This window comes from Nitrospinota bacterium (genome assembly GCA_035528715.1).
In the GTDB taxonomy this organism is placed as follows: Bacteria; JADFOP01; JADFOP01; order DATKYB01; family DATKYB01; genus DATKYB01.
The window spans coordinates 1-23,940 of the sequence record DATKYB010000099.1; the positions used below are offsets into that span (position 1 = coordinate 1).

A 23,940-nucleotide genomic window follows, 5' to 3' on the forward strand; every position below is an offset into this window, starting at 1 on the left:
AAATGAACAACAGGAATAATAAAACTCCTTGACATTTCGTTGATTTTATAATATTTAACAACTGATAATTTCTCAAAAACCTGCCGGCAATAAATTAGATTTTAAAGCTTAAATCAAATAGATATCTTCTCTTTTAATGTCTAAAATATCTTGAGTAGGGGAGGACAAAGCATATGAGAATTCGTATTACCCATGGAAGGATTGAAGAGATAGCGTCAGAAATCATGGCTATCGGAATCTTTGAAGAAGAGAAAAGATTGAAGGGAAAAATTGAGGCCATTGATAAAAAGCTAAGAGGGATGATAGCCACCGCGATAAAACAGGGGGACTTTAAGGGTAAGTTCCGCCAAATTCTTGTTCTTCCCACTCAAAGACTCATCCCTGCAAAACGAGTTTTACTTATTGGTCTGGGAAAAAAGAAAGAATTCAAAATAGAAAAGCTAAGACAGGCTGCTGGAACCGTTGCCAGGTATATTAAAGCGAAAGCTCTTTCAAACTTCTCTACCATCATCTATGGAAAGGATGTCTTAGGGGCCCCCTTTGATGAGATGGCTCAGGCCGTGACAGAAGGAATCCTCCTCTCATTATATGAGCTGACCCGATTTAAGACAGAAAAGGATAAGGATAAAAAGGAAATCAAAGAGATCAGTCTTTGCGAGGAAGAAAAAAGGAACATCCCAAAGATAAAAGAAGGTCTCAGGAGAGGGCAAATCCTATCAGAGGCAACAAACCTGACAAGAGAGCTCGTGGCTTATCCCAGCAATGAAGCCACGCCTACCTTTCTTGCCAATAAAGCAAAAGAGATCGCAAAAAAACATCATCTTAAGTGTAAGGTTATGGACAGAGCCGAAATAAAAAGGCTCGGCATGAACGCCTTTTTAGGTGTAGCCAAGGGGAGTGTAGAGCCCCCTAAGTTTATTATCCTTGAATATAAACCAAAGAAAAAGAATCCTGATACAATCGTCCTTGTCGGTAAGGGTGTCACCTTTGATAGCGGTGGGATAACGTTAAAACCTGGGTTGGATATGTACAAAATGAAAGAGGACATGGGAGGAGCAGCAGCAGTCCTTGGAGCGATGAAAGCAGCTGCAGAGCTTGGGTTATCTCAAAGGATAGTAGGCCTTGTTCCTGCAACTGAAAACCTTCCCAGCGGCTCAGCCCTCAAACCAGGGGATATTCTCAAATCCTATTCTGGAAAGACCATTGAGGTATTGAACACCGATGCAGAGGGCCGCCTTATCCTCTGCGATGCCCTTGCTTATGCCGCAAGATATAAACCCAAGGCAATCATAGATATCGCCACCCTCACAGGGGCATGTGAAATTGCCCTTGGAAATTTTGCATCCGGAATGATGGGGAACGATGAAAAGCTGATGGCAAGATTAAAAGAGGCAGGAAATATCACAGGGGAGCGGGTATGGGAATTGCCCCTCTGGGAAGAATATGATGAACTGATAAAAAGCGACATTGCTGATATAAAAAATGTGGGAGGAAGGGCTGGTGGAGCCATAACCGCAGCAGCCTTTTTAAAGAAATTCGTAGAGAAAAAGCCATGGGTTCATATTGATATTGCAGGGACGGTCTGGACAAAGAAGGACAAGTCCTATATTTCCAAGGGGCCAACAGGTGTTGGGGTTCGTCTCTTTATCGAATTCCTAAGAAAATGGGGGAAATAATTTTTTAAAAAGTTTGACACTCTGTTTTATTGAAGTTATTAATTTATTTATGTTTTAAATTATGCTCCACTAAAGGAGGTGACACCATGGCTCTCAAATTAACCAAAGCACAGCTGGAGGAATATAACGGTACAGGAGGCAAGCCTCCCTATATCGCTTATCAGGGCAAGATCTATGATATGAGTCAGAGCGCAGTATTCAAGGACGGCAAACACTTTAATCATGATTTGGGTTTTGATCTAACGGATGATATACTGAACTCTCCCCATGACGAAGAGGTGTTGGAAAAATTCCCAGTTGTTGGGGAACTGGTTGATTAGTGTATATTTTATAATCCTTTAAACCACAAAAGAATCTCATGGGTCACAAAGAACATAAAGACAAAGCACCTGAGCATATCAGGTGCTTTGTTATCACGGTGAGTGATTCGAGAACAGAAGAGACAGATACGAGCGGAAGACTCATCCAAGATATGTTAAAAGAGAACAACCACGAAGTTGTCGATTATGAAATCATAAAGGATGACCCAGCTGAGATAAAGAAGCTTCTTGAAGGGACTGATAAGAAGAGCGTTCAGGCAATCATCATAAACGGAGGAACAGGTATCTCCAGACGCGACAGCACCTTTGAGGCTGTCTCTTTGGTTTTAGAAAAAAAGATAGATGGCTTTGGAGAAATCTTTCGCTACTTAAGCTACCAAGAGATTGGCTCTCCAGCCATGATGAGCAGGGCCATTGCAGGAACATCAAAAGGACGAATCATTATATCGATCCCTGGCTCTAAGAGTGCAGTCAGACTTGCCATGTCAAAGCTTATCCTCCCTGAATTGGGCCATATGGTTTTTGAGGCGAACCGCTAAATAAGGAATGAGATGATGAAGATAAAAACAAAATTCTTTGCGGGATGTCAGGATATCGTGGGAAAGAGAGAGATAGAAATAGAGGTTGAAGAAGGAACAACCGCAGGGAAATTATTAGAGCGACTTATCAAGGATAACCCCGGTTTAGAATCTTTGGCTAAAAACTCACTCCTATCCATTAATATGGAATATACCTCGCTAGATACTTTACTTAGAGAAGGAGATGAGGTGGTTCTCATCCCACCTGTGAGCGGAGGGGGAGATGTTTGAGATCAAAAGAGACCCTCTTCATGTCGAAGAGGTTGTCGATAAAGTAAGATCAGACTCCTCTGGTGCTATTGCAACCTTTATCGGTACCGTAAGAAATGAATCGATGGGGAAAAAGGTTCTTTATCTTGAGTATGATGCGTATGAAGAAATGGCAATAAAAAAGTTAAGAGAGATAGGAGAAGAGATAAAAAAGAAGTGGGAAATCGATAAAATAGCCGTAACCCATAGGATAGGAAGGCTTGATATCGGTGAAAGGAGTGTTGTTATAGCTGTCTCCGCACCCCATAGAAAGGACGCGCTTTTGGCCTGCCAGTATATCATCAACAGGATAAAAGAAATCGTTCCGATATGGAAAAAAGAGGTATGGGAAGACGGAGAGACCTGGGTAGGAAAACAATAGAATTCAATGAAAAAGAATATTGAATATAAGATTCTGGATAATGGTCATGTAAAGCTTGTCCGGCATATGGGTGGAGATGAAGCAGTCATCAGCGCTGCAAGGAGATGCTGGAGGTCGAAAAGCAAGGGCCTGGAATCTGATATCAATTTAATCAACCATCTGATAAAGAAGGGACACGGAACCCCTTTTGAGCATGCCGTATTTACCTTTGATATCAAATGCCCGCTCTTTGTGGCAAGACAGTGGTTCAGACACAGGATTGCCAGCTACAACGAGGTTTCGCTCCGCTACTGCATCGCCAAAAAAGATTACTATACCCCTGAAAAATTAGACAAGGGTATCCTTAAAAGATATAAAGAGACTGTTGAAAATTCTCTGAAGAGTTACGGCGAACTTGTAAAAAAAGGGGTTTCTAAAGAACAGGCAAGGGCGGTCTTGCCTCTCAGTCTTTATACAGAATTTTACTGGACAATCAATGCTCGTTCTTTGATGAACTTTTTTAAGCTGAGACTTGATAAAAGCGCTCAGCATGAGATAAGGGAGTATGCTAAGGCGCTCCTTAAGATATATAAAAACAAAATGCCGGTATGTGCAAAGGCCTTTTTGTCCAAGCTTAATCTTGATACATAATTACCCCTATCTCGCTTAGGAGGAAAGAGAGAATTGAGTGTAAAATCTGATAGATGGATAAAGGAGATGGCCGAAAAACATGAAATGATAAAGCCCTTTAGTGAAAAACAGACAAGTTCCTGTATATCCTTCGGGCTATCTTCCTATGGTTACGATATTAGACTTTCAGATGAATTTAAGGTCTTTTCTAAAAAAGAAGGGGTCGTTGTTGATCCCAAGAATTTAGACAATTCCCTTTATGCTGACCGTAAAGGTTCGGAGTGTATCATACCCCCAAACTCCTTTGTTCTTGGAAGAACTGTGGAATATTTTAAGATTCCGAGAAACATTATTGCTATCTGTTTTGGAAAATCAACGTATGCAAGATGCGGCATTATAACAAATATCACGCCCCTTGAACCGGAGTGGGAAGGGTATATCACCCTCGCCATCTCCAATACAGCCCCTGTCCAAGCCAAAATATACGCCAATGAAGGAATTGCTCAAGTCATCTTTCTAGAAAGTGATGAGATATGCAAAAGGTCTTATAAAGATAAGGGGGGAAAGTATCAGGCCCAAAAAAAGATTACATTGCCAAAAAGTTGAAAATGTGTTAAGAAGCGTTCATATTTTATAAAAAAGGTGTAAAAAATTTTGAAACAAGGTCTTATAGATTCTTATAATAGAAAGATAGATTATTTGAGAATATCTGTTACTGATAGATGTAACCTAAGATGTGTCTACTGTATGCCTGAAGAGGGGCTGGAAAATATTCCCCATCCTGAAATCCTAAGATATGAAGAGATATTAAGGATAGCCAGAATAGCCGTTAAAAATGGCGTAACCAAGATAAGGGTTACTGGTGGGGAACCTCTCATCAGAAAGGGAATTATCAATTTTATTGAAGAACTCTCCTCCATAGAAGGTATTCAAGACCTCTGCCTTACAACCAATGGCGTGCTTCTTAAGGGAATGGCAGGGGGTCTTTATAATGCTGGCCTGAAAAGAATCAATATAAGCCTCGATTCTCTTAAACGAGAAAAATTTTATGAAATCACAAAAAGAGATCTTCTCCCTAAAATCTTTCAAGGCCTTGAAGAGCTTCAAAAATATCCGATCCGTCCCATCAAAATAAACCATGTGGCGATCAGGGGATTTAATGATGATGAAATCCTTGATTTTGCTAAATTTGCCAGAGAGATGCCATTGCAGGTCCGCTTTATAGAGTTTATGCCCATTGATGGAGATAGATTCTGGAACAGGGATAAATGTATTCCTGTGGAAGAAATCTTTCAAGGAATAGAAAAATTCAAGAGATTAGTACCTATAAAAGATACTCAAAACAATGGGGGGCCTGCAAAGTTATATCGATTTGAAGACGGGATTGGAGAAATAGGATTTATTAACCCCATGAGCTGCATAGAGTTCTGCTCTTCTTGTTCAAGGTTGAGGCTGACTGCTGACGGGCATCTGAGGAGCTGCCTCTTTTCAAATAAGGAGTACGACATAAAAAAACTCCTTCGAGGTGGAGGAGGTGACGAGAATATAAAGGCTTTGCTTGATCAGGCTGTTAGTGAGAAACCTGAAAAACATTATTTGAATGATCATTACCTGAATGATCATCCTGTAAAAAGATGTAATAGAGGGATGTCTTTCATTGGGGGTTAAAAGTAGGCTTCTATAATTAGAACCTGTAAGTACCCTATCTCTAACTACTTATCTTATAGGGAGCGGTTAAATGGTCGATTTGAAAATAAGGAAGTCCCCTCATCCACACATCGATTTTCATACAAATCAAAAAACCTCACTTAAAACCTATACGGGAACAACCTGCTCTCCTCTGAAGAAAGGTCTTCCCAAAGAAATACAATCCCTCTGTCCAGAATGCAAAGATATTATCGAAGCAACACTATTTGAGCAAGACGGCAAGGTCATGATGGAAAAGAGCTGTGCCATTCATGGAGATTTTAAAGATATATACTGGTCAGATGTAGATTTGTATTTAAAGGCAGAAAGATGGGTTTTTGAAGAGGGAAAGGGGGTTATGAACCCAGAAGTAAAAGAGGGGAATCAATGCCCTGATGAGTGCGGACTTTGCAATAGGCACATGAGTCATACAGGTCTGGGGAATATTGATCTGACCAATAGATGCAATCTTCTCTGTCCTGTCTGCTTTGCTAATTCTAAAGCAAAAGGGTTTGTGTATGAACCGTCTTTCCCTGATATCGTAGAGATGTTAGAAATCTTTCAAAGTGAAAGTCCTGCACCATGTAAATCCGTACAATTCTCAGGTGGTGAACCAACCTTATCCCCACATTTTATAGAGGCCATCAAAAAGGCAAGGGAGATGGGTTTTGCTCATATCCAGGCAGCGACGAATGGAATACGTTTTAATGATAGGGACTTTACCCTCAAATGCAAGGATGCGGGGCTCCACACAATCTATCTCCAGTTTGATGGATTCAAGGAAGATATATACATAAAGATGAGGGGAAGAGCCCTTTTAGAAATCAAGCTCAAAGCCATTGAGAATATAAGAAGGGCAAGAATGAAGATCGTATTTGTTCCAACAATCATAAGGGGGTTTAATGACGATCAGGTGGGAGAGATCTTAAAATTTGCTGTTCAAAATATAGATGTTGTCTCAGGGATAGCTTACCAGCCAATAGCCTTTACAGGAAGAACACCTCAAGAGGATAGGATGAAGATGCGTTATACCCTTCCTGACTTAGCTTTTGATATTGAAAAACAAACAGGGCTTTTGAAGGCAAAGGAAAGCTGGTATCCTATTTCCTTTGTATCTCCTATTTCAAGGCTTTTGAGTAGTACAAGGGGAGAAGAAATCACAACCTTAACGTGCCATCCCCACTGCGGTTTGGCCACCTATCTCTTTGTGGATGATGATAAAAAAGCGACTCCTATAACAGACTTTGTCGATGTTGAAAATATGTTCATTGCACTTAATAGATTATCTAAAGAAATCAAAAAGGCAAGGTTTAAATCCTTTTCAAAGATAAAGGCTTTGAATCATATCAAGAAATGTTTCAACAGAGAAAAAGCCCCCAAGGGATTATCCTTTGAAAAATTCCTGTATACGATAGAGGGCCTTATTGATAAGAGGGCAGGAAGAAGAGATGGAAAAGAAAAGACTTTTAAGAGCCTTTTACTTTTCGGAATGCACTTCCAGGACCTTTTCAATTTTGATATCGATAGGGTTAAAAGATGTGTGGTTCATTATGCTGCACCAAACGCCCATCTCTACCCCTTTTGTGCCTATAACTCTGGAAGTACCTTACGCCATATGATTGAAAAAAATTTCTCCAAGGAAATATAGCAGGGAAGTATGATGGACAAAAGAAATAGTAAAGAGAGACATCTCGGGGATGAATGGCTGGATTGGGAAGGCAATCTAGAGGAATATGAATCGAATGTTGATGAAGGAAAAAGACTCTTTATTATCTTTTCAGGCATTGTTCTCATTATTTTTCTGACTGCTACAATTTTTTTCCTATACATGATAACCCCAAGACTGGTTCAGATATCTCCCGCCTTATCCTCTGCGGCTTGGATCATATCTGGGGCTTTGGCCTTTTGTATAATTGGATGGTTTGTTCTCATGGTCCGCTCTGCCCTTACTGAAAAACCCTCCCTTTTCAGCTTCTGGGGTAAAAGGATGTCCATAAATTACTTTATCCCATTAGCCACAAAATTAGGGATGAAATTTGGTATATCAAAAGACAGGATATGGAACTCCTTTATCAAGGTGAGTAACTCCCTGACAAGGTCAAGAAGACAAAAGACTTTTAATGGAAGACTGCTGCTCTTGTTGCCTCGATGTCTCAAGCCCTCTCTCAAAAAAGAGCTCATGGAATTTAGCAAGTGTTATCATTGTGAAATTTCTGTGGTTCCGGGTGGGATGGAAGCAAGAAGGGTGGCATATGATTATAAACCAGAGGCCATTGTTGGCGTTGCTTGCGAAAGAGACCTTTTAGTGGGTATCCAAGATTTTGCCTCAAGGATACCCGTGCTGGGCATTCCCAATCAGCGTCCTGAAGGTCCCTGTAAAGGCTGTACCGTTGATTTGAATCAAATTAAAGATGCCATTGAGTTTTTTACTGGAAAAAAATAAAATGAAATCCATTCTTTATATAGGGAGGCCTTTATGAATAAAGAAATATTTTCAAAAGAAAATACTGATCACTTAATAGAGATATTTTCAAAAACAAGAAAATATTTTAATCATGCTTATGAAGGTTTCTATCAAAACAAGCTTAGCCTCTTAGAAAAGGCAGAGAAAGAATTTATTAGCCTTGGAAAAGATACAAAAGCCCTTTTAAATCAATTCATAAAGATATGCATGCAGGATAAGGAAGAGGATAAGATGTGCAAAGTCATGATTTCTATTTCAGGTCATCTCGAAAGAATAGAGGAAACAATTAAGACTCTTATCGCTACGGATAAAGATATGGTCAAAAGCGGAATCCTCTTTAGCAATAAGGCAGTAAAGGAGATTAGTCATCTTTATGAAGCCTTATATGACCTTTTGGGGAATTTAGCTGATTCGATCAAAACCAAAAATGATGTATTAATAAACAATACCTTGAAAAATATTGATTCCCTGAGAAAAAGCGCCAGCCAATATACAACGGAACACGAAGAGCGGCTTATTTCAGGGGTATGTCCTCCCAAAAGCGCTTATTATTACTTAAAGATGCTGGATTCGCTTATTGAAATCATAAGGCATACAAAAAAAATAGCCCAGGCCTTGCATCCAACTTTTCATCTTACCTAAACCTCTATTAACAAAATCATCCATTACAAATCACTATAAACAGTTTATTTTGTTGACATAAGGGTTTATATTCCATAGAATGCTTTTTTGAATATTTTTTGGATAGTATTTCATAGGGAGATATTATGATCATCACGAAACAGAAACCATTAGATGAGATATTAGAATTTTTAGAGAACCACAAAAGGATATTTATTGTTGGCTGTGGTTCCTGTGCCACTCTCTGCAAGACCGGCGGCGAAGAAGAGGTCCTCCAGATGAAAAAGATACTCGAAAAAAAGGGTTTTGAGGTTACAGGAGATGTGATTCCAGATGAAACATGTCATATCCCTTTAACAGAGAGAAAATTAAGAGAAAAAAAGAAAGAATTGAAAAAGAGTGATGCGATCTTGGTTTTGGCCTGCGGGTCAGGTGTTCAATCGATTTCTCTCACTGCCAAACAACCTGTTTATCCAGGAATCGACTCCCTCTTTATTGGAAATGTTGTGAGATTTGGAAGCTTTGTAGAGCGTTGCTCAGCTTGTGGGAATTGTTATCTTGGAGAAACAACCGGTATATGTCCTATCACATGCTGCCCGAAAACCATTTTAAATGGGCCCTGTGGTGGTGTTGAAGAGGGAAAATGTGAGGTTGATCCTAATATGGATTGTATTTGGATTCAAATTTATGAAAGACTTAAGGAAAAGGGAGAATTGGATAAAATGAAAAAGATAAAATCTCCCAGAAAATATCACCTAAAGAAAAATCCAAACAGCTTGACGATTGATGAATGAAAGGATACTCTAGCATTGCAATCTCTTCAAGAATCGCTAGAATCAAATCAGTTTACCATAACAGCAGAGGTATGTCCTCCAAAGGGAGCGGATGTTAAGGATTTTATAAGCAAAGCCCTTGCACTAAAAGAGAGAGTCAATGCGATTAACGTTACTGACAATCAAAGGGCTATTATGAGACTGGGATCACTGGGGGCTTCCATTATCCTCTTAAATCATAATATCGATCCCATATATCAACTCACATGCCGAGATAGAAATCGTATTGCCCTACAATCAGACCTCCTTTCAGCAGCCGCATTCGGTATAAAAAATGTCCTCCTTCTGACAGGAGACCATGTCTCAGCTGGGGACCACATAGATGCAAAACCGGTCTTTGACCTCGATTCCGTCCAACTCATTGATATTGCCTCAAGGTTGAATCATGGTTTCAGCGCCATAGATAAACCCATCAAGGGAAAGACATCTTTTTTTATAGGCGGTGTTGTAAATCCAGGAGCAAATCCTCTGGAACCTGAGATTATAACCTTTGAGAAAAAGGTTCAATCGGGAGCCAGATTCTTCCAGACCCAGGCTATCTATGACATAGAAACTCTAAGAAGATTTTTAAATTTTGTAAATAAATTCGACGTTTATATATTAGCGGGGATATTAGTGCTAAAATCCGCTAAGATGGCCAGGTTTCTCAATGACAATGTTGCGGGTGTTAATGTCCCTCAAGATCTCATAAAACAGCTCGAGGATTCAAAAGACCCCTTAGAAAAAGGGATTGAAATTGCTGCCGAGCAGATCAAATCTCTAAAAAATATCTGTCATGGGGTTCATATAATGACCGTTGGACAGGAAGAGATTATTAATAATATCCTGGATAAGATAGATTAAAATTTTTAATTTTACCCAAATAACAAACCCTATCAAAAATAAAATCGATATTGTCTCCCTACCTAGTCAAACAGATCCACTATTCTTAAAAACCAGCCTTTACCAACAAAAATAGCGCCTTCTGGACAGAGTTCTTGACAGCAGAAACATCTGATACAATTTCTATAATCTATCTCAACACTGTCTCTTTTCCCTTTTTTGACAGACATCACCTGAGAGGGACAGTTTTCAATACATGTCTTACATAAAACACATAATTTGCCATCAATAACAGGCTTTCTGGTAAAGGCATTCTTGAAATGCCTCCCGAAAATTTTCGGAAGCCCCATTGTCTCTAAGGCTGAAAAATCAGCCATCTTGAAATTCTTAATATCAAATGATCCTAAGGGATCACCATCCAAAATAATATGATCGAGTTTCGTCTCTCCAATTCCTAATCTTTCAGCCATAATCAAAGTTCTTAGTTTATTAACATCTGCCTTTAAAATCTCACAGATAACCCTGTCAATCGCTACACAATCTTCCCCTCCTAAAACTATTCCTATATTTCTAGGTGTACCGCTACCAGGGCCATTTCCCTCCATACCAGTAATCCCATCTACAATGGTTAAAGAGGGATTAACTATCTTGTGTAATTCAACGAGCATGGTAGCAAAGTAATCTGTGTCCCTTCCTGCCATAAAGTGCCACTGTGTCTTTTTCATGCCGACAACACATCCAAAAAGATTCTTTACCGCAAGGGTAAGATACATCTGGGCATGAGTCTTTATCTTTGGCACATTGATTATTACATCACTATCCACCACTTCCTTTGCTATCTCAAACCTTCTAAAGAGATAATTTTGGGGTGTTTTTACAGTTTGAGACTCGCTAAATTCAATAATCTTTCCATCCACCTTCTTTATAAAGGAAAGGAGTCCAATCTTTTTTGCGATTGAAAAGGAACTCCCAATCCCTGGACTGTCTCCGATAATCACTCTGGCTCCTGCATCTTTAACAACCTCAGCTAATGCTTTTATAAATAGAGGATGGGTTGTCACAGCACTCTCAACAGGTTTGTATCTTAAAAAATTAGGTTTTAACAATACCTTGTCACTATTTTTGATATATTTTGATATCCCACCTAAAGAATCTATAACTTCTTCTATTTTTCTCCTCACCTCAAAAAATTTGTAATCTTCGCACTTTTTCAAAACTATCTTTTCTTCTGGCATCTTTGCTTACCTACTTAAATGAAAAAATAAAAAAACTCACTTTGGCTGAATCGATCATAAAATATTAGGCTATTGATAAAAAGAAAAATTTGTATTATAGTTTCTTTATATTACATTTTAATAATTTATAAAATTTTTTAAAGGGGAATTTATGTCACATCTATCAGATTTAAAACTACTGGGATTTAAAAGAGACCCGAAAAAAAATATTCATGAATCCCTTAAATTTCAAAGATCTTATATAATGATTTCGAAAAAGGTCTGGGATCCCAATACAGACATCTACGAAACCCCTGATGCTATTGTACTGAAATTAGAGATTGCAGGGCTAAAGGCTGACGATATAGAAATTATCTCTCAGGAAAATAAACTCATTATAAAAGGAAACAGAAAAGATAGGTCACCAAGCAATAAACAGAGATACCACCAAATGCAAATAGATTACGGAGAATTTGAAAAGGTATTTGTCTTCCCCTTTATAGTAAATTCTGATGAGATAAAAGCAGTATTTAGCGATGGTTTTTTGGAGATAACCATCCCCAAACATAAGAAAAAAGATAGAGAAGAAATCATCATTAAAATCGAGCCCTAAAAGGTGAATGATAATGAAGGAGGCTTTTTAAATGAGTTCTGAAATGTTAAAAGAACCTTCTAAAATTGATATACCTTATCAACTTTCTATTCTTCCCTTAAGAGATACGGTTGTGTATCCCTTTATTATTGTCCCTTTACAAGTCAGTCGACCAAAAAGTGTCCGGCTTATTGATGATGCAATGATTGGGGATAAGATTATTGGTCTTTTTGCCCAAAGGGATAGCAAGACAGATGATCCTGATCTCAAAGATATCTATCAATTTGGCACGGCTGCTCGAATCATAAAAAAATTAAGGATGCCTGATGACAGTATTCAGATTTTTGTTCAGGGAATAGAGAGGATAAGAATCAAAAATTTTTTGACGAAAGACCCTTATTTCAAGGCAGAGATTGAAGAGGTCAAATATCAAGAAGAGAGCGATATAGAAGCATTGGCCTTGGTTAAGAATGTTACCAGCCTATTTGAAAAACTAATATCCATATCTCCCCATTTACCAAAGGACCTGGCTGTATTGGCGATGAACATTGAAGAACCAGATAAACTCTCTGATTTGATTGCAGCTAATCTCGGCATAAAATTGGAAGAAAACCAGGAAATTCTTGAGACCATCAGCCCTAAAGAACGCTTAAAAAAATTAACAGCCATCCTTAATCGTGAATTAGAAATACTGGAGTTAAGCTCAAAGATTCAATCTGAAGTTAAAACAGATATGGACAAGACCCACAAGGAGTATTTTTTGAGGCAACAACTCAAGGCTATACAGAAGGAACTGGGAGAAGAGGATGAAAAAACCGTAGAGATCAATGAACTCAAAGCAAAAATCAAAGAGGCTAAGATGCCAAAAAATGTTGAGGAAGTAGCAACAAAAGAGGTGGAACGCCTGTCATTAATGCATCCCTCTGCCTCGGAGTATAGTGTTGCAAGAACCTATATCGATTGGCTGGTTAATCTTCCTTGGTCAAAAAGCACAACAGATAATCTTGATATCGATCAGGCATCAAAAATTTTAGACGAAGACCACTATGATTTAGAAAAGGTGAAGGAAAGAATTCTTGAATATCTTGCTGTCCATAAACTGAAAAAGGATATGAAGGGCACCATATTGTGTTTTGTTGGACCTCCTGGTGTAGGGAAGACTTCTCTGGGGAAATCTATTGCGAGGTCCATTGGAAGAAAGTTTATCAGAATATCTCTTGGCGGAGTTAGAGACGAAGCAGAGATAAGAGGACACAGGAGAACATATGTAGGAGCCCTTCCGGGGAGAGTCATCCAAGGGATTAAGAATGTCGGCTCAAATAATCCGCTTTTTATGATTGATGAGATAGATAAGATAGGAACTGACTTCAGAGGAGACCCCTCTTCTGCCCTTCTCGAAGTTCTGGACCCTGAGCAAAATAATTCTTTCAGCGACCATTATCTGGATGTCCCCTTTGATCTATCAAAAGTCATATTCATTGCGACGGCCAATATCCTGGACCCCATCCCCCCTGCATTAAAAGACAGAATGGAGGTTCTCCATCTTCCAGGTTATACGGAAGAGGAAAAAATTAAGATAGCCAAAAAATATCTCATACCAAAACAGATAAAAGAAAATGGGCTGAGAAAGAGACAAATCACCTTTGAAGATAAGGCAATATCAAGAATCATCACTGAATATACTCGAGAGGCAGGATTGAGAAATCTTGAAAGAGAAATAGGTTCCATATGCCGGAAAGTTGCCAAGATGGTTGCAGGAGGGAAAAAGAAACCTTTGAAAATAACGCCAATGAAAATCCCCGCATACCTGGGACCTATAAAATTTTTCTCTGAGGTGGCAGAGATGAAGGATGATATAGGAACAGCAACAGGTCTGGCATGGACTCCGAGCGGGGGTGAAATATTGTTCATCGAAGCCACCAAGATGAAGGGGAAAAAGGGTCTGGTTCTCACCGGTCAGTTAGGAGATGTGATGAAAGAATCTGCTCAAGCAGCTCTGAGCTATATCCGTTCCAAGGCTAAACTATTAAAAATAGACGAAGATTTTTTCAATAAATATGACATCCATATCCACATTCCTTCCGGTGCCATCCCAAAAGATGGTCCATCAGCCGGTATCACCATGACAACAGCTCTCGCCTCACTTTTAAGCGAAAGGCCTGTTAAACACAACATTGCTATGACAGGGGAGATCACCCTCAGGGGAAAAGTCCTTCCTGTTGGCGGGGTAAAAGAAAAAGTATTAGCAGCAAAGAGAGCCGGAATCAATCAAATCATCCTTCCCAAAAAGAATAAAAGGGATATTCAAGAAATCCCGAAGAATGTATTAAAAGGGCTGAGTTTTCGGTTTGTTGACAATATGGATTCTGTCTTGAAAATTGCCCTTGTGAATGAAAGGAATGGAAAGTCGAAAACGAAACGGAAATAATTTCTTATTTTAGTAGTTCTTTTGCCTTTTCAACGGCAGTCGTTGCATCCTCAGCGTAAGCATCTGCACCTATCTCATCAGCCCACGCTTGATTTACAGGCGCTCCTCCTATCATGATCTTTACCCTCTCCCTTATCCCTGCCTTTTTTATCTCCTCAATGGTCAATCTCTGGTTAACCATAGTGGTGGTCAAGAGGGCTGAAAGCCCTACGATATCCCCCTCTTCTTTTTTTAAAGTCTGGATAAATCTTGAAGGAGGAACATTTACACCAAGGTTAACAACCTTAAATCCAGAATTTTCCATCATCATCGCCACGATGGTCTGTCCAATATCATGCATATCCCCCAGAACCGTACCTATAATAAAAGTCCCTAGGGGTTTTATATTTTTTTTCTTTAGGAGGGGTCTTATGAGATTGAGACCAGCATGAATGGCCTTGGCTGCGATTAATACCTCGGGAATAAATGCCTCTTGTTTTTTGAATCTTTCTCCTACCCTATGAAAACCCAGCATCAGTCCTTTATCAAGGATGTCGCAAACGTCCAACCCTTCTTCAATTCCGTTCCTGGTTAATCTTTCTACCTCAACTCCATCTCCCTTCTCTACAGCCATAGACAAAAGATTATAATCCATCTCTTTTTCTTCTTATAAACTGAGTTCTCAATAATTTTATATTAATGAAAAATGATTATCCCTGATACTGACTTTTTGGGAACCATCATACAGTATTCCGTGATGGTTATCTCTTTTTTTATATGAGAAAACAATCTAAAAATATCCCTCTGCCTCTCCAAAGGAAAGTCTTTTAACCCTGGGATCAAGGTAAAATCTAATGTACCCTTTTTTGAGACGGTTTTTTTTAAATTCTTGATAATATCCTGAATAGCAACCCAAGACATTGCATCCAAGAGCATGCCTTCCAAATATAACCCTCTCTGTAAAAACCTTGAGATCTCAGACTCTAATCTCAGACCAAGGGTTGCCAAAAAAAATAATCCTTTTTGTCCCTCATTTAATCTTTCTAATAATATGCTATCTTTAAATCTCGCATTATTATCAAATTGAACAATGCCTTTTGAATTTACAGAACTTATCTTCGACACAACATTATATACTGCTGGACTGATTGTCTTCCTTGCGAGGGAGAGAGTATTTTCCCATTCAGGAATCTCTGAAGATGAAAAGCCTTTTTGATATCCAAAATACTTTAATACCTTATTTTCATCTATCTCTATATTGAAATCCTCTAAAACCTTTGTCATAAAAAAAAGAATGACTATAAATTATTCTGTATCTTAGCCGCCTTTACCGTATTATTTAAGAGCATCGTTATTGTCATCGGACCAACCCCACCAGGCACAGGGGATATGGCTTCAGCCACTTTGCTAACCTCATCAAAATCGACATCCCCAACAAGCCTATACCCTTTTTCTGAAGTAGGATCGTCAACCCTATTCACACCCACATCAATAACGACAACCCCTTTTGAAACCATACCAGCAGTAATTGCCTTTGCTCTACCGATAGCAGCTATGAGTATCTCAGCCTCTCTGGTGTGTTTTGAAATATCCTTTGTTCTCGAATGACATATGGTAACGGTTGCATCTGCTCCTTCTTTTTTCTGCATGAGGATCGCTGCAAGGGGTTTTCCCACGATATTACTCCTCCCAACAATAACGACATGTCTTCCCCTAGGATCATAACCACTTCTTAGAAGCATCTGCTGAACACCAAAAGGCGTGCAAGGCAAGAATACAGGTTCCCCTAAAAGCATCTTTCCAACATTTATAGGATGGAAGCCATCGACATCTTTTTCTGGAAGCACGCTGTTCAATATCTTAACCTCATTGATCTGTTCAGGGAGGGGAAGCTGAACAAGGATTCCATTAATCTGAGTGCTTTTGTTTAATTTATTTATCAATTCTAAAAGCTCTTCTTCCTTGGTATTCGCAGGAAGATTATATTCTTCTGAAAATATACCAATCTCTTTACATGCCTTTCTTTTCATCCTCACATAGACCTGCGAGGCAGGGTTATCTCCTACCAAAACTGCTGCCAAGCCTGGTGTAATATTATTTTGAGACTTTAAACTCTCTACCTCTTTTTTAATCTCCCCTCTGATCTCATCCGCAATCTTATTACCATCTATGATTTTCGCTGACAATTCCTTCTCCCCCCTTTCTTTTATACATCAATTTTACCTTCTCTATGAGCCTGAATATAATTCATGCAGTACTCATCTTTGCCCAGAAGGGCGCTGGCTGAAATGATGCTCGCCATTAATCTTTTATCACAAGGATCTAAAATAGCGGCATCAAGACCCTTCAACATCGCCATGACCAAAAATGTCTGATTGAGCTGTTTTCTATCAGGCAGGCCATAGGAAATATTGCTCAAACCACAAACGATTTGAACACCATCTATTGCCTTTTTTATTTCTTCAATGGCATTCATGGCAACGATTCCATTTTGATTATCGACACTAATAGGAAAAATACAGGGATCAATAAAGATGTCTTTTTTATCTATTCCTTCTTTGTTTAACCTCTCAACTAATAATGTGGCTATTCTCACTCTTTGCTCTGTAGTCTTTGGCATCCCTGAATCATCAATACAAAGAGCAATCACCTTTGTATGATACTTCTTGATTACAGGAAGCGTATTTTTAAATCTCTCCTCTTCACCTGTTATAGAATTAATGATAGGTTTTTTATTGTTTTTATAAACCTTAAGACCCTCTTCCATAGCCTCTGGAAGGGGAATATCAATAGAGAGGGGAAGATCCACAGCCTTCTGTACGGTTTCAACTAACCATTTCATACAACTTACCTCTTCACCGACAATTCCCCCATTTACATCTATATAATGGGCTCCTGCCTTTTCTTGATCTAATGCAATTTTCTGGATATATTGAGCATCTCTTTTTTTCACAGCTAAAGCAATGGGCTTTCTTGTACAGTTGATGAGTTCTCCGATTATTAACATATCCACCCTCTCATTTTCTAAAATAGTTTTTTAAAATGAAGAGATTCAAAAAAGATATCCTGATAATCCTTTCTTCCGGCAAAGTTTATATGCTCGATTTTTTCAGCTAACCCTTCAGCAATTTTTCTCATCTCCTTAGAGATTAAAACCAGCTTTGCTCCTATACCAGCAGCGTTACTTAAAAATCTTATCTTTTTTAGAGATATATTTGGTATCAACCCTATTTCTATTCCATTTTCAGGATCAATAAAGTTTCCAAATGAGCCGGTTATGAAAATATTCGATATATCATCAATCCCAATTTTGAATTCTTTAAATAATAACTTTATACCAGCGGCAATTGCTCCTTTGGCTAATTGTATCTCCCTAATATCCTTCTGTAAAAGGTATAATGGTCTTTTATTATATGACTCTTCTTTTTTTGTCAATTGAAAGCCATGGCCTTCTCTTCTCACAACAACCCTTTTTTTGACGTTCCTTGGCACAGCCGCATTCACCTTATCCTGTTTTATTAAACTCCCCTTAGGTGTTATGATTCCCATTTTTAAAAGTGAGGCAATCGCATCTATCATCCCTGAACCACATATGCCTTTAGGAGCTCTATCCCCTAAGACATGAAACTTTATACCGCTTTGATTAGCCTTATATCTATCAATAGCCCCTTTTTCAGCTAGCATACCATATCGAATACTCGCCCCTTCAAAGGCAGGGCCCGCAGCATTAGAACCACACAGTATCTTTTTTCTGTTTCCAAGAATGGTCTCACCATTTGTTCCGATATCAATAATCAAGGATAGATCCTCCCTTTGATAAATCCCTGTTGCCAGAATGGTAGCGAGGGCATCTGAACCAACAAAACCATCAATATTGGGAAGGAAATACCCCTTTATCTTTCTTCCTAATTTTATACCTAACTCTCTTAAACCAAATTCTATGCCTTCCTTAACAGCAGGCTTATAGGGGGATACCCCTAAACTTGAAGGGTCTATACCCAAAAAAAGATGATGCATGGCCGCGTTTCCAACAAAAACACCAGAGTATATATTTGCTCTTGACACCTCTGAATCACTTACCAGTCTCTCAATAATACTTTCTATATCTTTGACAACTGCCTTTTGAAGTTTTTTCAAGCCTTTTAAGTCAGAGGCAAAGTTAATCCGTGAGATGATATCAGCTCCAAAAATCCTTTGACTGTTAGAAGCAGACAATGCCTTTCGTGTAGAACCATCATTTAAATCAACCAGATAACCAGCTAATGTCGTTGTTCCAACATCAAAAGAGAGCCCAAATTTTTTAGAGGTCGTATCCTCTTTTTCGAACGCGATAACCTCGCTATCATGAAGAACAACGGTTACCCCACCATCACTATCTAAAATCCTTTTATTGATACTCTTAGCAATCGATAAGTCTTTTTTAAAAGAAGTTTTCTCTGTCAAGCTCTCTTTAATCTCTGACCATAGAGAACCTTTTTTTTCTATGGCTCTCTTATCTAACCGGATGAAATATTTATTGATGCCACAATCCAAAGATACACGAATGGATTTATCATCTGGAAAAAAATCATGTCTGAAAGAAACATCCTCCCTGAGTAGCCTCACAACCGTATCTTTTTTTAACGTTTTCCTGCATGCCAATCTTATGCCACTCTTCTTTTCTTTCTCTGTCAGAAACCTCTCTTCTATTGAATCAATCCCTAAATTACCTTTCAGAATTTTTATCTTACACTTCCCGCACCAGCCAGCGCCCCCACAATAGCTATTAATAGGAAGATGAAGCTTTATCGCTGCATCAAAGATAGTTTTCTTAGGAGAAAGTTCTATCTCTTTTTTTATTGGTGAAAAGGTAACCTTTATCTTATTCTTCATATCCCCTGATACTCGCTACAATATGCTTTATATGTTCAGGTGTTGTTCCACAACATCCCCCGACCACATTTACTCCTATCTTTAAAAACTCAAGAGACCTTTTTGCCATATATTCTGGGTCCTGTTTATAAATCACTCTATCTTCTTGCATAATGGGCATACCAGCATTTGGTTGGGCAATAAGATAGAAGTCTTTACCCGCGCTTCTCATCTCCTTCATCAGTTCTATCATCTCATCTATTCCTGTCCCACAGTTTGAACCAACGACATCAGCACCAAATTTTGATAGCTCTGACACAGCATCTTTCGGCTCGACTCCCATCATCGTTCTGAACCCATTTTTTGTCTTATCAAATGTCATTGTGGCAATAATAGGAAGTTCACACGTTTTTTTTGCCGCTTCAATAGCAGCCTTTGCCTCTTTTAAATCATACATGGTCTCAATGCAGATGACATCGACACCCCCTTCAACCCCTGCCCTTATCTGTTCTGAAAAAACCTCTACCATTTCAGGATAACTGACTTCTCCAAGAGGCTCGATAAACTTTCCCGTGGGTCCCACAGATAAAGAAACAAAACCACCTTCTGGTGCTGCTTCTTTAGCGAGCTGGGCTCCACAAAAATTAAAATCCTTTGTCTTACTCTCAAAACTAAAATCTTTTAGCTTAAACCGGGTTCCACCAAAGGTGTTTGTTGTTATCATATCACAACCCGCAGAAAAATATTTTTTATGAATTTGTTTTATGATTTCTGGATGGGATACATTCCACTCCTCAGGACATGTTCCTGTTTGCATTCCAGAGTCAAGGAGCATCGTACCCATTGCTCCATCATTTACTAAAACTTCTCTTTCCAATCTTTTCAGGAATGCATGGATCATTATCTTCTCCCTAGTGGCAAATTAATTTATTACTCTAACCCTGTCAATGAATTTTTTCCTTTATAATAAATTAATTATCAAATTAGAAAAAACGATTTTGATCCCTGATATAATCAGAATAAATCCAAATATCTTCTGTAATATTTGGCTCTTTATGCGCTTGACCCTGGACGCGCCAAAGGTCACAAAAATCAAACTGCTACTTATCAGAATCATTAAGGCCACTACATTCACATAGCCCAAAGAATAGGGAGGTAAATAATCGTTCCCCCATCCATTATATATATAGGCCATGGTTGCAACAGTGCTATTAAATGCGATCATCGTACAAGATATTCCTGCTGTCTTGTCCATAGGGTATCCTAGTAATAAAACCATAATGGGGACGGCTATCGCTCCTCCTCCAATCCCCATAAAAGAACCGATAAAACCAATCCCTAGCCCTAATAACAAAATATATTCCCATCTCTTGATAGGGTCCTCTGATGATGAACTGGATAATTTCTTATTTGCAATCATAAGATACGCTACAATTAGCTGGAGAAATCCAAAAGAAACCTTAAGGAAGATACCAGGGCTGTAAGAGGCAGCCGTAGCTCCAATGAGGGAACCCAACATCCCACCCGTTACTAAAGGAGGAATAACCTCCCACCATATATTTTTGTGACGGTGATGGACAAAAGAACCAAGAATAGCTGTTATCATCATGCTGGCAACGGTGGTACCAAAGGTTATCTGAACTACAACCTGAGAGGGAAAATCCATATAGGAAAAAACAGACCATATAAGGGGATTAGTGATAATACCCCCTCCTCCTCCAAACAATCCGGAAAAGAGTCCGGTAAGGATTCCGATAAAAAAGAGAAGAATGAAACTCAAAAAAGAGAACATAGGTGTATTAATCCCTAAGGAAATGCTTGGAAATTATTTAGAATAAATAAGATAAACCTATCCCAAGGCAAGTTTGTCAACAAGCTCCCTTACCGCAGCTACTGATTTATTAAAGGCCTCTTTTTCTTCCTGATTGAATTTTATCTCAATTATCTCCTCCACACCATCTCTACCCAGCTTTACAGGAACACCCATATAAAGGCCTTTGATGCCATACTCCCCTTCGAGGTAAACACAGCATGGCAAAATCTTCTTTTTATCTTTCAAAATAGACTCAATCATCTCTGTTATTGCAGCTGCTGGGGCATAAAAAGCACTCCCTGTTTTTAAGAGCGCAACGATTTCTCCCCCTCCTCCTGCGGTTCTTTCTATAATTTTATCAATTTTGTCTTTGGGAAGGAGTTCAGTAATAGGCATACCGGCTACTGTAGAATATCTTGCTAAAGGAACCATCGTATCGCCATGCCCTCCTAATACAGTAGCATGAATATTTTCAACAGAGACATTTAACTCCATAGCAAGGAATGTTCTGAACCTGGCCGTGTCCAATATGCCTGCCATTCCTATAACCCTGTTTTTTGGAAATTTGCTTATCTTGTATGCGAGTTGAGCCATAGCATCTAAGGGATTGGTCACTACGATTAAAATTGAATCAGGAGAATACTTTACGACATTTTCCACAACCTCTTTTACAATCCCTGCATTCTTAAAGAGGAGGTCATCTCTGCTCATGCCAGGCTTTCTGGCCAAACCCGCTGTTATGACAACAATATCAGAGTCTTTTGTATCTTTATAGTCATTTGTTCCAAAGACCTTAGAATCATAGCCCTCTATAGGTCCTCTCTGGAAAATATCAAGGCCTTTTCCTTGAGGAATTCCTTCCAGTATATCAATCATAACCACATCGCCCAACTCCTTCTCTGCAATATACTCTGCTGTAGTGGCACCTACATTTCCTGCTCCAACGACTGTTATTTTTACTCTCATCTTTTCCACCTCCTAGATGTTTTAAAAACTGAGTTCAAAACAACAAATAAAAATGATCAATCACTCATGTTTAGCGAATATCAATCGTGTAATTTTAAATTCCTAAAAGAACTAGTGAAAGAGCCACCTCACCTGGCATTCATCGCCCTTGTTTAACGTAAAGACATCCTTCGGGATTCTCAAAAGGCCGTTGGCTTCTGACAGCGCCAGGATATGCGCTGACCCGTGATACTCAATAGGAAGAGCCTTCAAAACCTCGTTCTCGAAAAAGAGCCTGACAGGGATAATCTGATCTCTCTCAGCCTTTTTCCGTTTGAAATCCTCTTTCAAAATCGCGCTAAAAAAGGGTTCCTTATTCACATTCCTTCCGGACATCTTATAGATCGCCTGCCTGACGAATAGTTCGAATATCACAAGGGTCGATACAGGATTACCCGGCATACCAAAAATAACTGTTTTATCCGTTAAACCAAAGACCGTGGGCTTACCAGGTTTTATACAGACCTTATGAAATTCTATTTTCACTCCGCAATCTTTTAGAACATGAGGAACGAGATCAAAATCACCTACAGAGACTCCACCGGAAATTAATAACAGGTCATAATTAAGCCCCTCTTTTATCTTTTGGGATAAATCAACTTCTGAATCAGAGGCAATACCTAAGTATTCAGGAATGGCACCAGCGCTTTGAACCTGAGAAAAGAGGGAATAGCTATTGCTGTTTCGAATCTTTCCAAAAGACGGAATCTCATCTGGCTCCACCAATTCAGTGCCGGTAGCCAGAATAGCCACTTTCATTTGATTAAAGACGCGCACCCTCTTTTTCCCAACAGTAGCACATACAGATATATCAGCGGGTCCGAGAACGGTTCCCTTTTTCAAGACAACCTCTCCCTTTTTAACATCCTCACCTTGTCTTATGATATTTTCCCCTTTTTTTACTTGAGTCAGTATCTTAACCTTCTTCTCTCCCTTTTTGCTTTCCTCTGTTTTTTCAACCATCACCACACTATCAGCCCCTTCGGGAACAGGCGCACCGGTCATAATCTTCGAAACCACTCCAGGAACAACCTTTTTTGTCGGAACATATCCTGCAGGAATCTCTTCGATAACATCAAACTGACCAGGACAAAGCTCAGCAATAACAGCATATCCATCCATGGCTGATTTATCAAAAGGTGCTATATCCGTATCTGAAGTTATATCCTCTGCCAGTACTCTCCTCCTAGCTGACATCAAATCCACCTCTTCAATACCTTTTGTAGGATGTGCCTTTTCCATGACAATTCTCAATGCCTCATCAACAGAGATCATCTTCTCCTCTCCTCTATCCAGATATTAGAATTTGCTATATTAACATAAAAGCTTTTCAAGATGTAACCAATTTTTAATTTTTATTGGATTTTATTTTAGACCTGTTATATAGTTAAAAAATAATAATTTTAAAATCCCTTGTCGACTGTTTGAGAAATTTCTAGCTCATATTTTCTAGTTTAATAGCTTGTTAAGAGTTGTGCTTCACTGATAAACATCCTCTCAAGGTCTAATTCTTTATTTATAAACTTTTTTAAAGGTTAAAAAGACAATGAAAAATATAGACTTCATTTTAAAGAGAAGGAGTTGCAGAGATTTTTCAGGAGAACCCCTGAGAGAGGGAGATTTAGAAATACTTTTAGAGGCATTACGCAGGGCACCGTCAGCTGGTAATATCCAGCCCTGGTTTTTTTATGTTGTCAAAAATGAAACAATAAAAAAGGGATTGGCACAGGCAGCATATGGACAGAATTTTTTAGCAAAAGCCCCGGTAGTCTTTGTGGTATGTGCTATTCCCAGAATCTCAGCCACGTCTTATAGTGA

Annotated in this window: 26 protein-coding genes; 16 read left to right on the top strand and 10 right to left on the bottom strand. The window is 38.9% G+C overall.

Annotated features, from left to right (window positions below; all coding sequences use genetic code 11):
- The first annotated feature begins 173 nt into the window (after positions 1 to 173).
- The 13 genes from VMW81_07175 to VMW81_07235 all read left to right on the top strand — a co-directional run bounded on the left by VMW81_07175 (position 174) and on the right by VMW81_07235 (position 10,261).
- The gene (locus VMW81_07175; GenBank protein HUU50723.1) at positions 174 to 1,676 is read left to right on the top strand and encodes a leucyl aminopeptidase; all 1,503 of its coding nucleotides are present in this window, start codon (positions 174 to 176) and stop codon (positions 1,674 to 1,676) included.
- 86 nt (positions 1,677 to 1,762) lie between these two features.
- Complete coding sequence (locus VMW81_07180) at positions 1,763 to 1,996, top strand: cytochrome b5 domain-containing protein (protein HUU50724.1); 234 nt, start codon at positions 1,763 to 1,765, stop codon at positions 1,994 to 1,996.
- 38 nt (positions 1,997 to 2,034) lie between these two features.
- The gene (locus tag VMW81_07185) at positions 2,035 to 2,535 is read left to right on the top strand and encodes a MogA/MoaB family molybdenum cofactor biosynthesis protein (GenBank protein HUU50725.1); all 501 of its coding nucleotides are present in this window, start codon (positions 2,035 to 2,037) and stop codon (positions 2,533 to 2,535) included.
- 12 nt (positions 2,536 to 2,547) lie between these two features.
- Positions 2,548 to 2,805 carry a MoaD/ThiS family protein gene (locus VMW81_07190; protein ID HUU50726.1) on the top strand — a complete coding sequence of 86 codons (258 nt, stop codon included), beginning with the start codon at positions 2,548 to 2,550 and terminating at the stop codon, positions 2,803 to 2,805.
- Positions 2,798 to 3,205, top strand: a complete 408-nt coding sequence (locus tag VMW81_07195) for a molybdenum cofactor biosynthesis protein MoaE (protein HUU50727.1) — start codon at positions 2,798 to 2,800, stop codon at positions 3,203 to 3,205. The genes VMW81_07190 and VMW81_07195 overlap by 8 nt, the downstream gene beginning before the upstream one ends.
- An 18-nt stretch (positions 3,206 to 3,223) precedes the next feature.
- A complete protein-coding gene (gene thyX, locus VMW81_07200; GenBank protein ID HUU50728.1) occupies positions 3,224 to 3,835 on the top strand; it encodes an FAD-dependent thymidylate synthase in 612 nt (203 codons plus the stop codon).
- 33 nt (positions 3,836 to 3,868) lie between these two features.
- Complete coding sequence (gene dcd, locus VMW81_07205; protein ID HUU50729.1) at positions 3,869 to 4,420, top strand: dCTP deaminase; 552 nt, start codon at positions 3,869 to 3,871, stop codon at positions 4,418 to 4,420.
- Positions 4,421 to 4,468: 48 nt separating this feature from the next.
- Positions 4,469 to 5,482: a GTP 3',8-cyclase MoaA gene (moaA, locus tag VMW81_07210; GenBank protein HUU50730.1), complete on the top strand. Its 1,014-nt coding sequence runs from the start codon at positions 4,469 to 4,471 to the stop codon at positions 5,480 to 5,482.
- Positions 5,483 to 5,552: 70 nt separating this feature from the next.
- Complete coding sequence (locus tag VMW81_07215; protein HUU50731.1) at positions 5,553 to 7,148, top strand: radical SAM protein; 1,596 nt, start codon at positions 5,553 to 5,555, stop codon at positions 7,146 to 7,148.
- A gap of 9 nt (positions 7,149 to 7,157) precedes the next feature.
- Positions 7,158 to 7,943: a DUF116 domain-containing protein gene (locus VMW81_07220; GenBank protein HUU50732.1), complete on the top strand. Its 786-nt coding sequence runs from the start codon at positions 7,158 to 7,160 to the stop codon at positions 7,941 to 7,943.
- 33 nt (positions 7,944 to 7,976) lie between these two features.
- Positions 7,977 to 8,606: a hypothetical protein gene (locus VMW81_07225; GenBank protein HUU50733.1), complete on the top strand. Its 630-nt coding sequence runs from the start codon at positions 7,977 to 7,979 to the stop codon at positions 8,604 to 8,606.
- Positions 8,607 to 8,731: 125 nt separating this feature from the next.
- Positions 8,732 to 9,379, top strand: coding sequence for a methylenetetrahydrofolate reductase C-terminal domain-containing protein (locus VMW81_07230; protein HUU50734.1), 648 nt, complete (start codon positions 8,732 to 8,734; stop codon positions 9,377 to 9,379).
- Positions 9,380 to 9,394: 15 nt separating this feature from the next.
- Positions 9,395 to 10,261: a methylenetetrahydrofolate reductase gene (locus VMW81_07235; protein HUU50735.1), complete on the top strand. Its 867-nt coding sequence runs from the start codon at positions 9,395 to 9,397 to the stop codon at positions 10,259 to 10,261.
- Positions 10,262 to 10,323: 62 nt separating this feature from the next.
- On the opposite strand, the gene VMW81_07240 is transcribed toward VMW81_07235, so the two are convergent.
- Positions 10,324 to 11,475 (bottom strand): DUF362 domain-containing protein, encoded by a 1,152-nt coding sequence (locus VMW81_07240; GenBank protein HUU50736.1) that lies wholly within the window; start codon positions 11,473 to 11,475, stop codon positions 10,324 to 10,326.
- A gap of 151 nt (positions 11,476 to 11,626) precedes the next feature.
- On the opposite strand from VMW81_07240, the gene VMW81_07245 reads away from it, so the two are divergent.
- Positions 11,627 to 12,067, top strand: a complete 441-nt coding sequence (locus VMW81_07245) for an Hsp20/alpha crystallin family protein (GenBank protein ID HUU50737.1) — start codon at positions 11,627 to 11,629, stop codon at positions 12,065 to 12,067.
- A gap of 31 nt (positions 12,068 to 12,098) precedes the next feature.
- Complete coding sequence (lon, locus tag VMW81_07250) at positions 12,099 to 14,474, top strand: endopeptidase La (GenBank protein HUU50738.1); 2,376 nt, start codon at positions 12,099 to 12,101, stop codon at positions 14,472 to 14,474.
- A 4-nt stretch (positions 14,475 to 14,478) separates the two neighbouring features.
- Here the strand turns inward: lon and VMW81_07255 are convergent, their stop codons facing one another.
- The 9 genes from VMW81_07255 to glp all read right to left on the bottom strand — a co-directional run bounded on the left by VMW81_07255 (position 14,479) and on the right by glp (position 23,397).
- On the bottom strand, positions 14,479 to 15,108 hold the full coding sequence (locus VMW81_07255) for a corrinoid protein (protein ID HUU50739.1): 630 nt from the start codon (positions 15,106 to 15,108) through the stop codon (positions 14,479 to 14,481).
- 41 nt (positions 15,109 to 15,149) lie between these two features.
- Complete coding sequence (locus VMW81_07260; GenBank protein HUU50740.1) at positions 15,150 to 15,737, bottom strand: hypothetical protein; 588 nt, start codon at positions 15,735 to 15,737, stop codon at positions 15,150 to 15,152.
- Between the two features lie 14 nt (positions 15,738 to 15,751).
- Complete coding sequence (gene folD, locus VMW81_07265; protein HUU50741.1) at positions 15,752 to 16,639, bottom strand: bifunctional methylenetetrahydrofolate dehydrogenase/methenyltetrahydrofolate cyclohydrolase FolD; 888 nt, start codon at positions 16,637 to 16,639, stop codon at positions 15,752 to 15,754.
- Positions 16,640 to 16,659: 20 nt separating this feature from the next.
- Positions 16,660 to 17,460 carry a methyltetrahydrofolate cobalamin methyltransferase gene (locus VMW81_07270; GenBank protein ID HUU50742.1) on the bottom strand — a complete coding sequence of 267 codons (801 nt, stop codon included), beginning with the start codon at positions 17,458 to 17,460 and terminating at the stop codon, positions 16,660 to 16,662.
- 17 nt (positions 17,461 to 17,477) lie between these two features.
- Entirely contained in the window at positions 17,478 to 19,325 is a 1,848-nt protein-coding gene (locus VMW81_07275) for an ASKHA domain-containing protein (protein ID HUU50743.1), read from the bottom strand.
- Positions 19,315 to 20,205: a homocysteine S-methyltransferase family protein gene (locus VMW81_07280; GenBank protein ID HUU50744.1), complete on the bottom strand. Its 891-nt coding sequence runs from the start codon at positions 20,203 to 20,205 to the stop codon at positions 19,315 to 19,317. Before VMW81_07280 ends, VMW81_07275 begins: the two co-directional genes overlap by 11 nt.
- Before the next feature lie 60 nt (positions 20,206 to 20,265).
- Positions 20,266 to 21,096 carry a sulfite exporter TauE/SafE family protein gene (locus VMW81_07285; protein ID HUU50745.1) on the bottom strand — a complete coding sequence of 277 codons (831 nt, stop codon included), beginning with the start codon at positions 21,094 to 21,096 and terminating at the stop codon, positions 20,266 to 20,268.
- 57 nt (positions 21,097 to 21,153) lie between these two features.
- On the bottom strand, positions 21,154 to 22,083 hold the full coding sequence (gene mdh / locus VMW81_07290; GenBank protein ID HUU50746.1) for a malate dehydrogenase: 930 nt from the start codon (positions 22,081 to 22,083) through the stop codon (positions 21,154 to 21,156).
- Between the two features lie 111 nt (positions 22,084 to 22,194).
- Positions 22,195 to 23,397 (bottom strand): gephyrin-like molybdotransferase Glp, encoded by a 1,203-nt coding sequence (gene glp, locus VMW81_07295; protein HUU50747.1) that lies wholly within the window; start codon positions 23,395 to 23,397, stop codon positions 22,195 to 22,197.
- 271 nt (positions 23,398 to 23,668) lie between these two features.
- On the opposite strand from glp, the gene VMW81_07300 reads away from it, so the two are divergent.
- Positions 23,669 to 23,940 (top strand): nitroreductase family protein (locus VMW81_07300; protein ID HUU50748.1); only part of this gene is annotated, 272 nt, incomplete at its 3' end.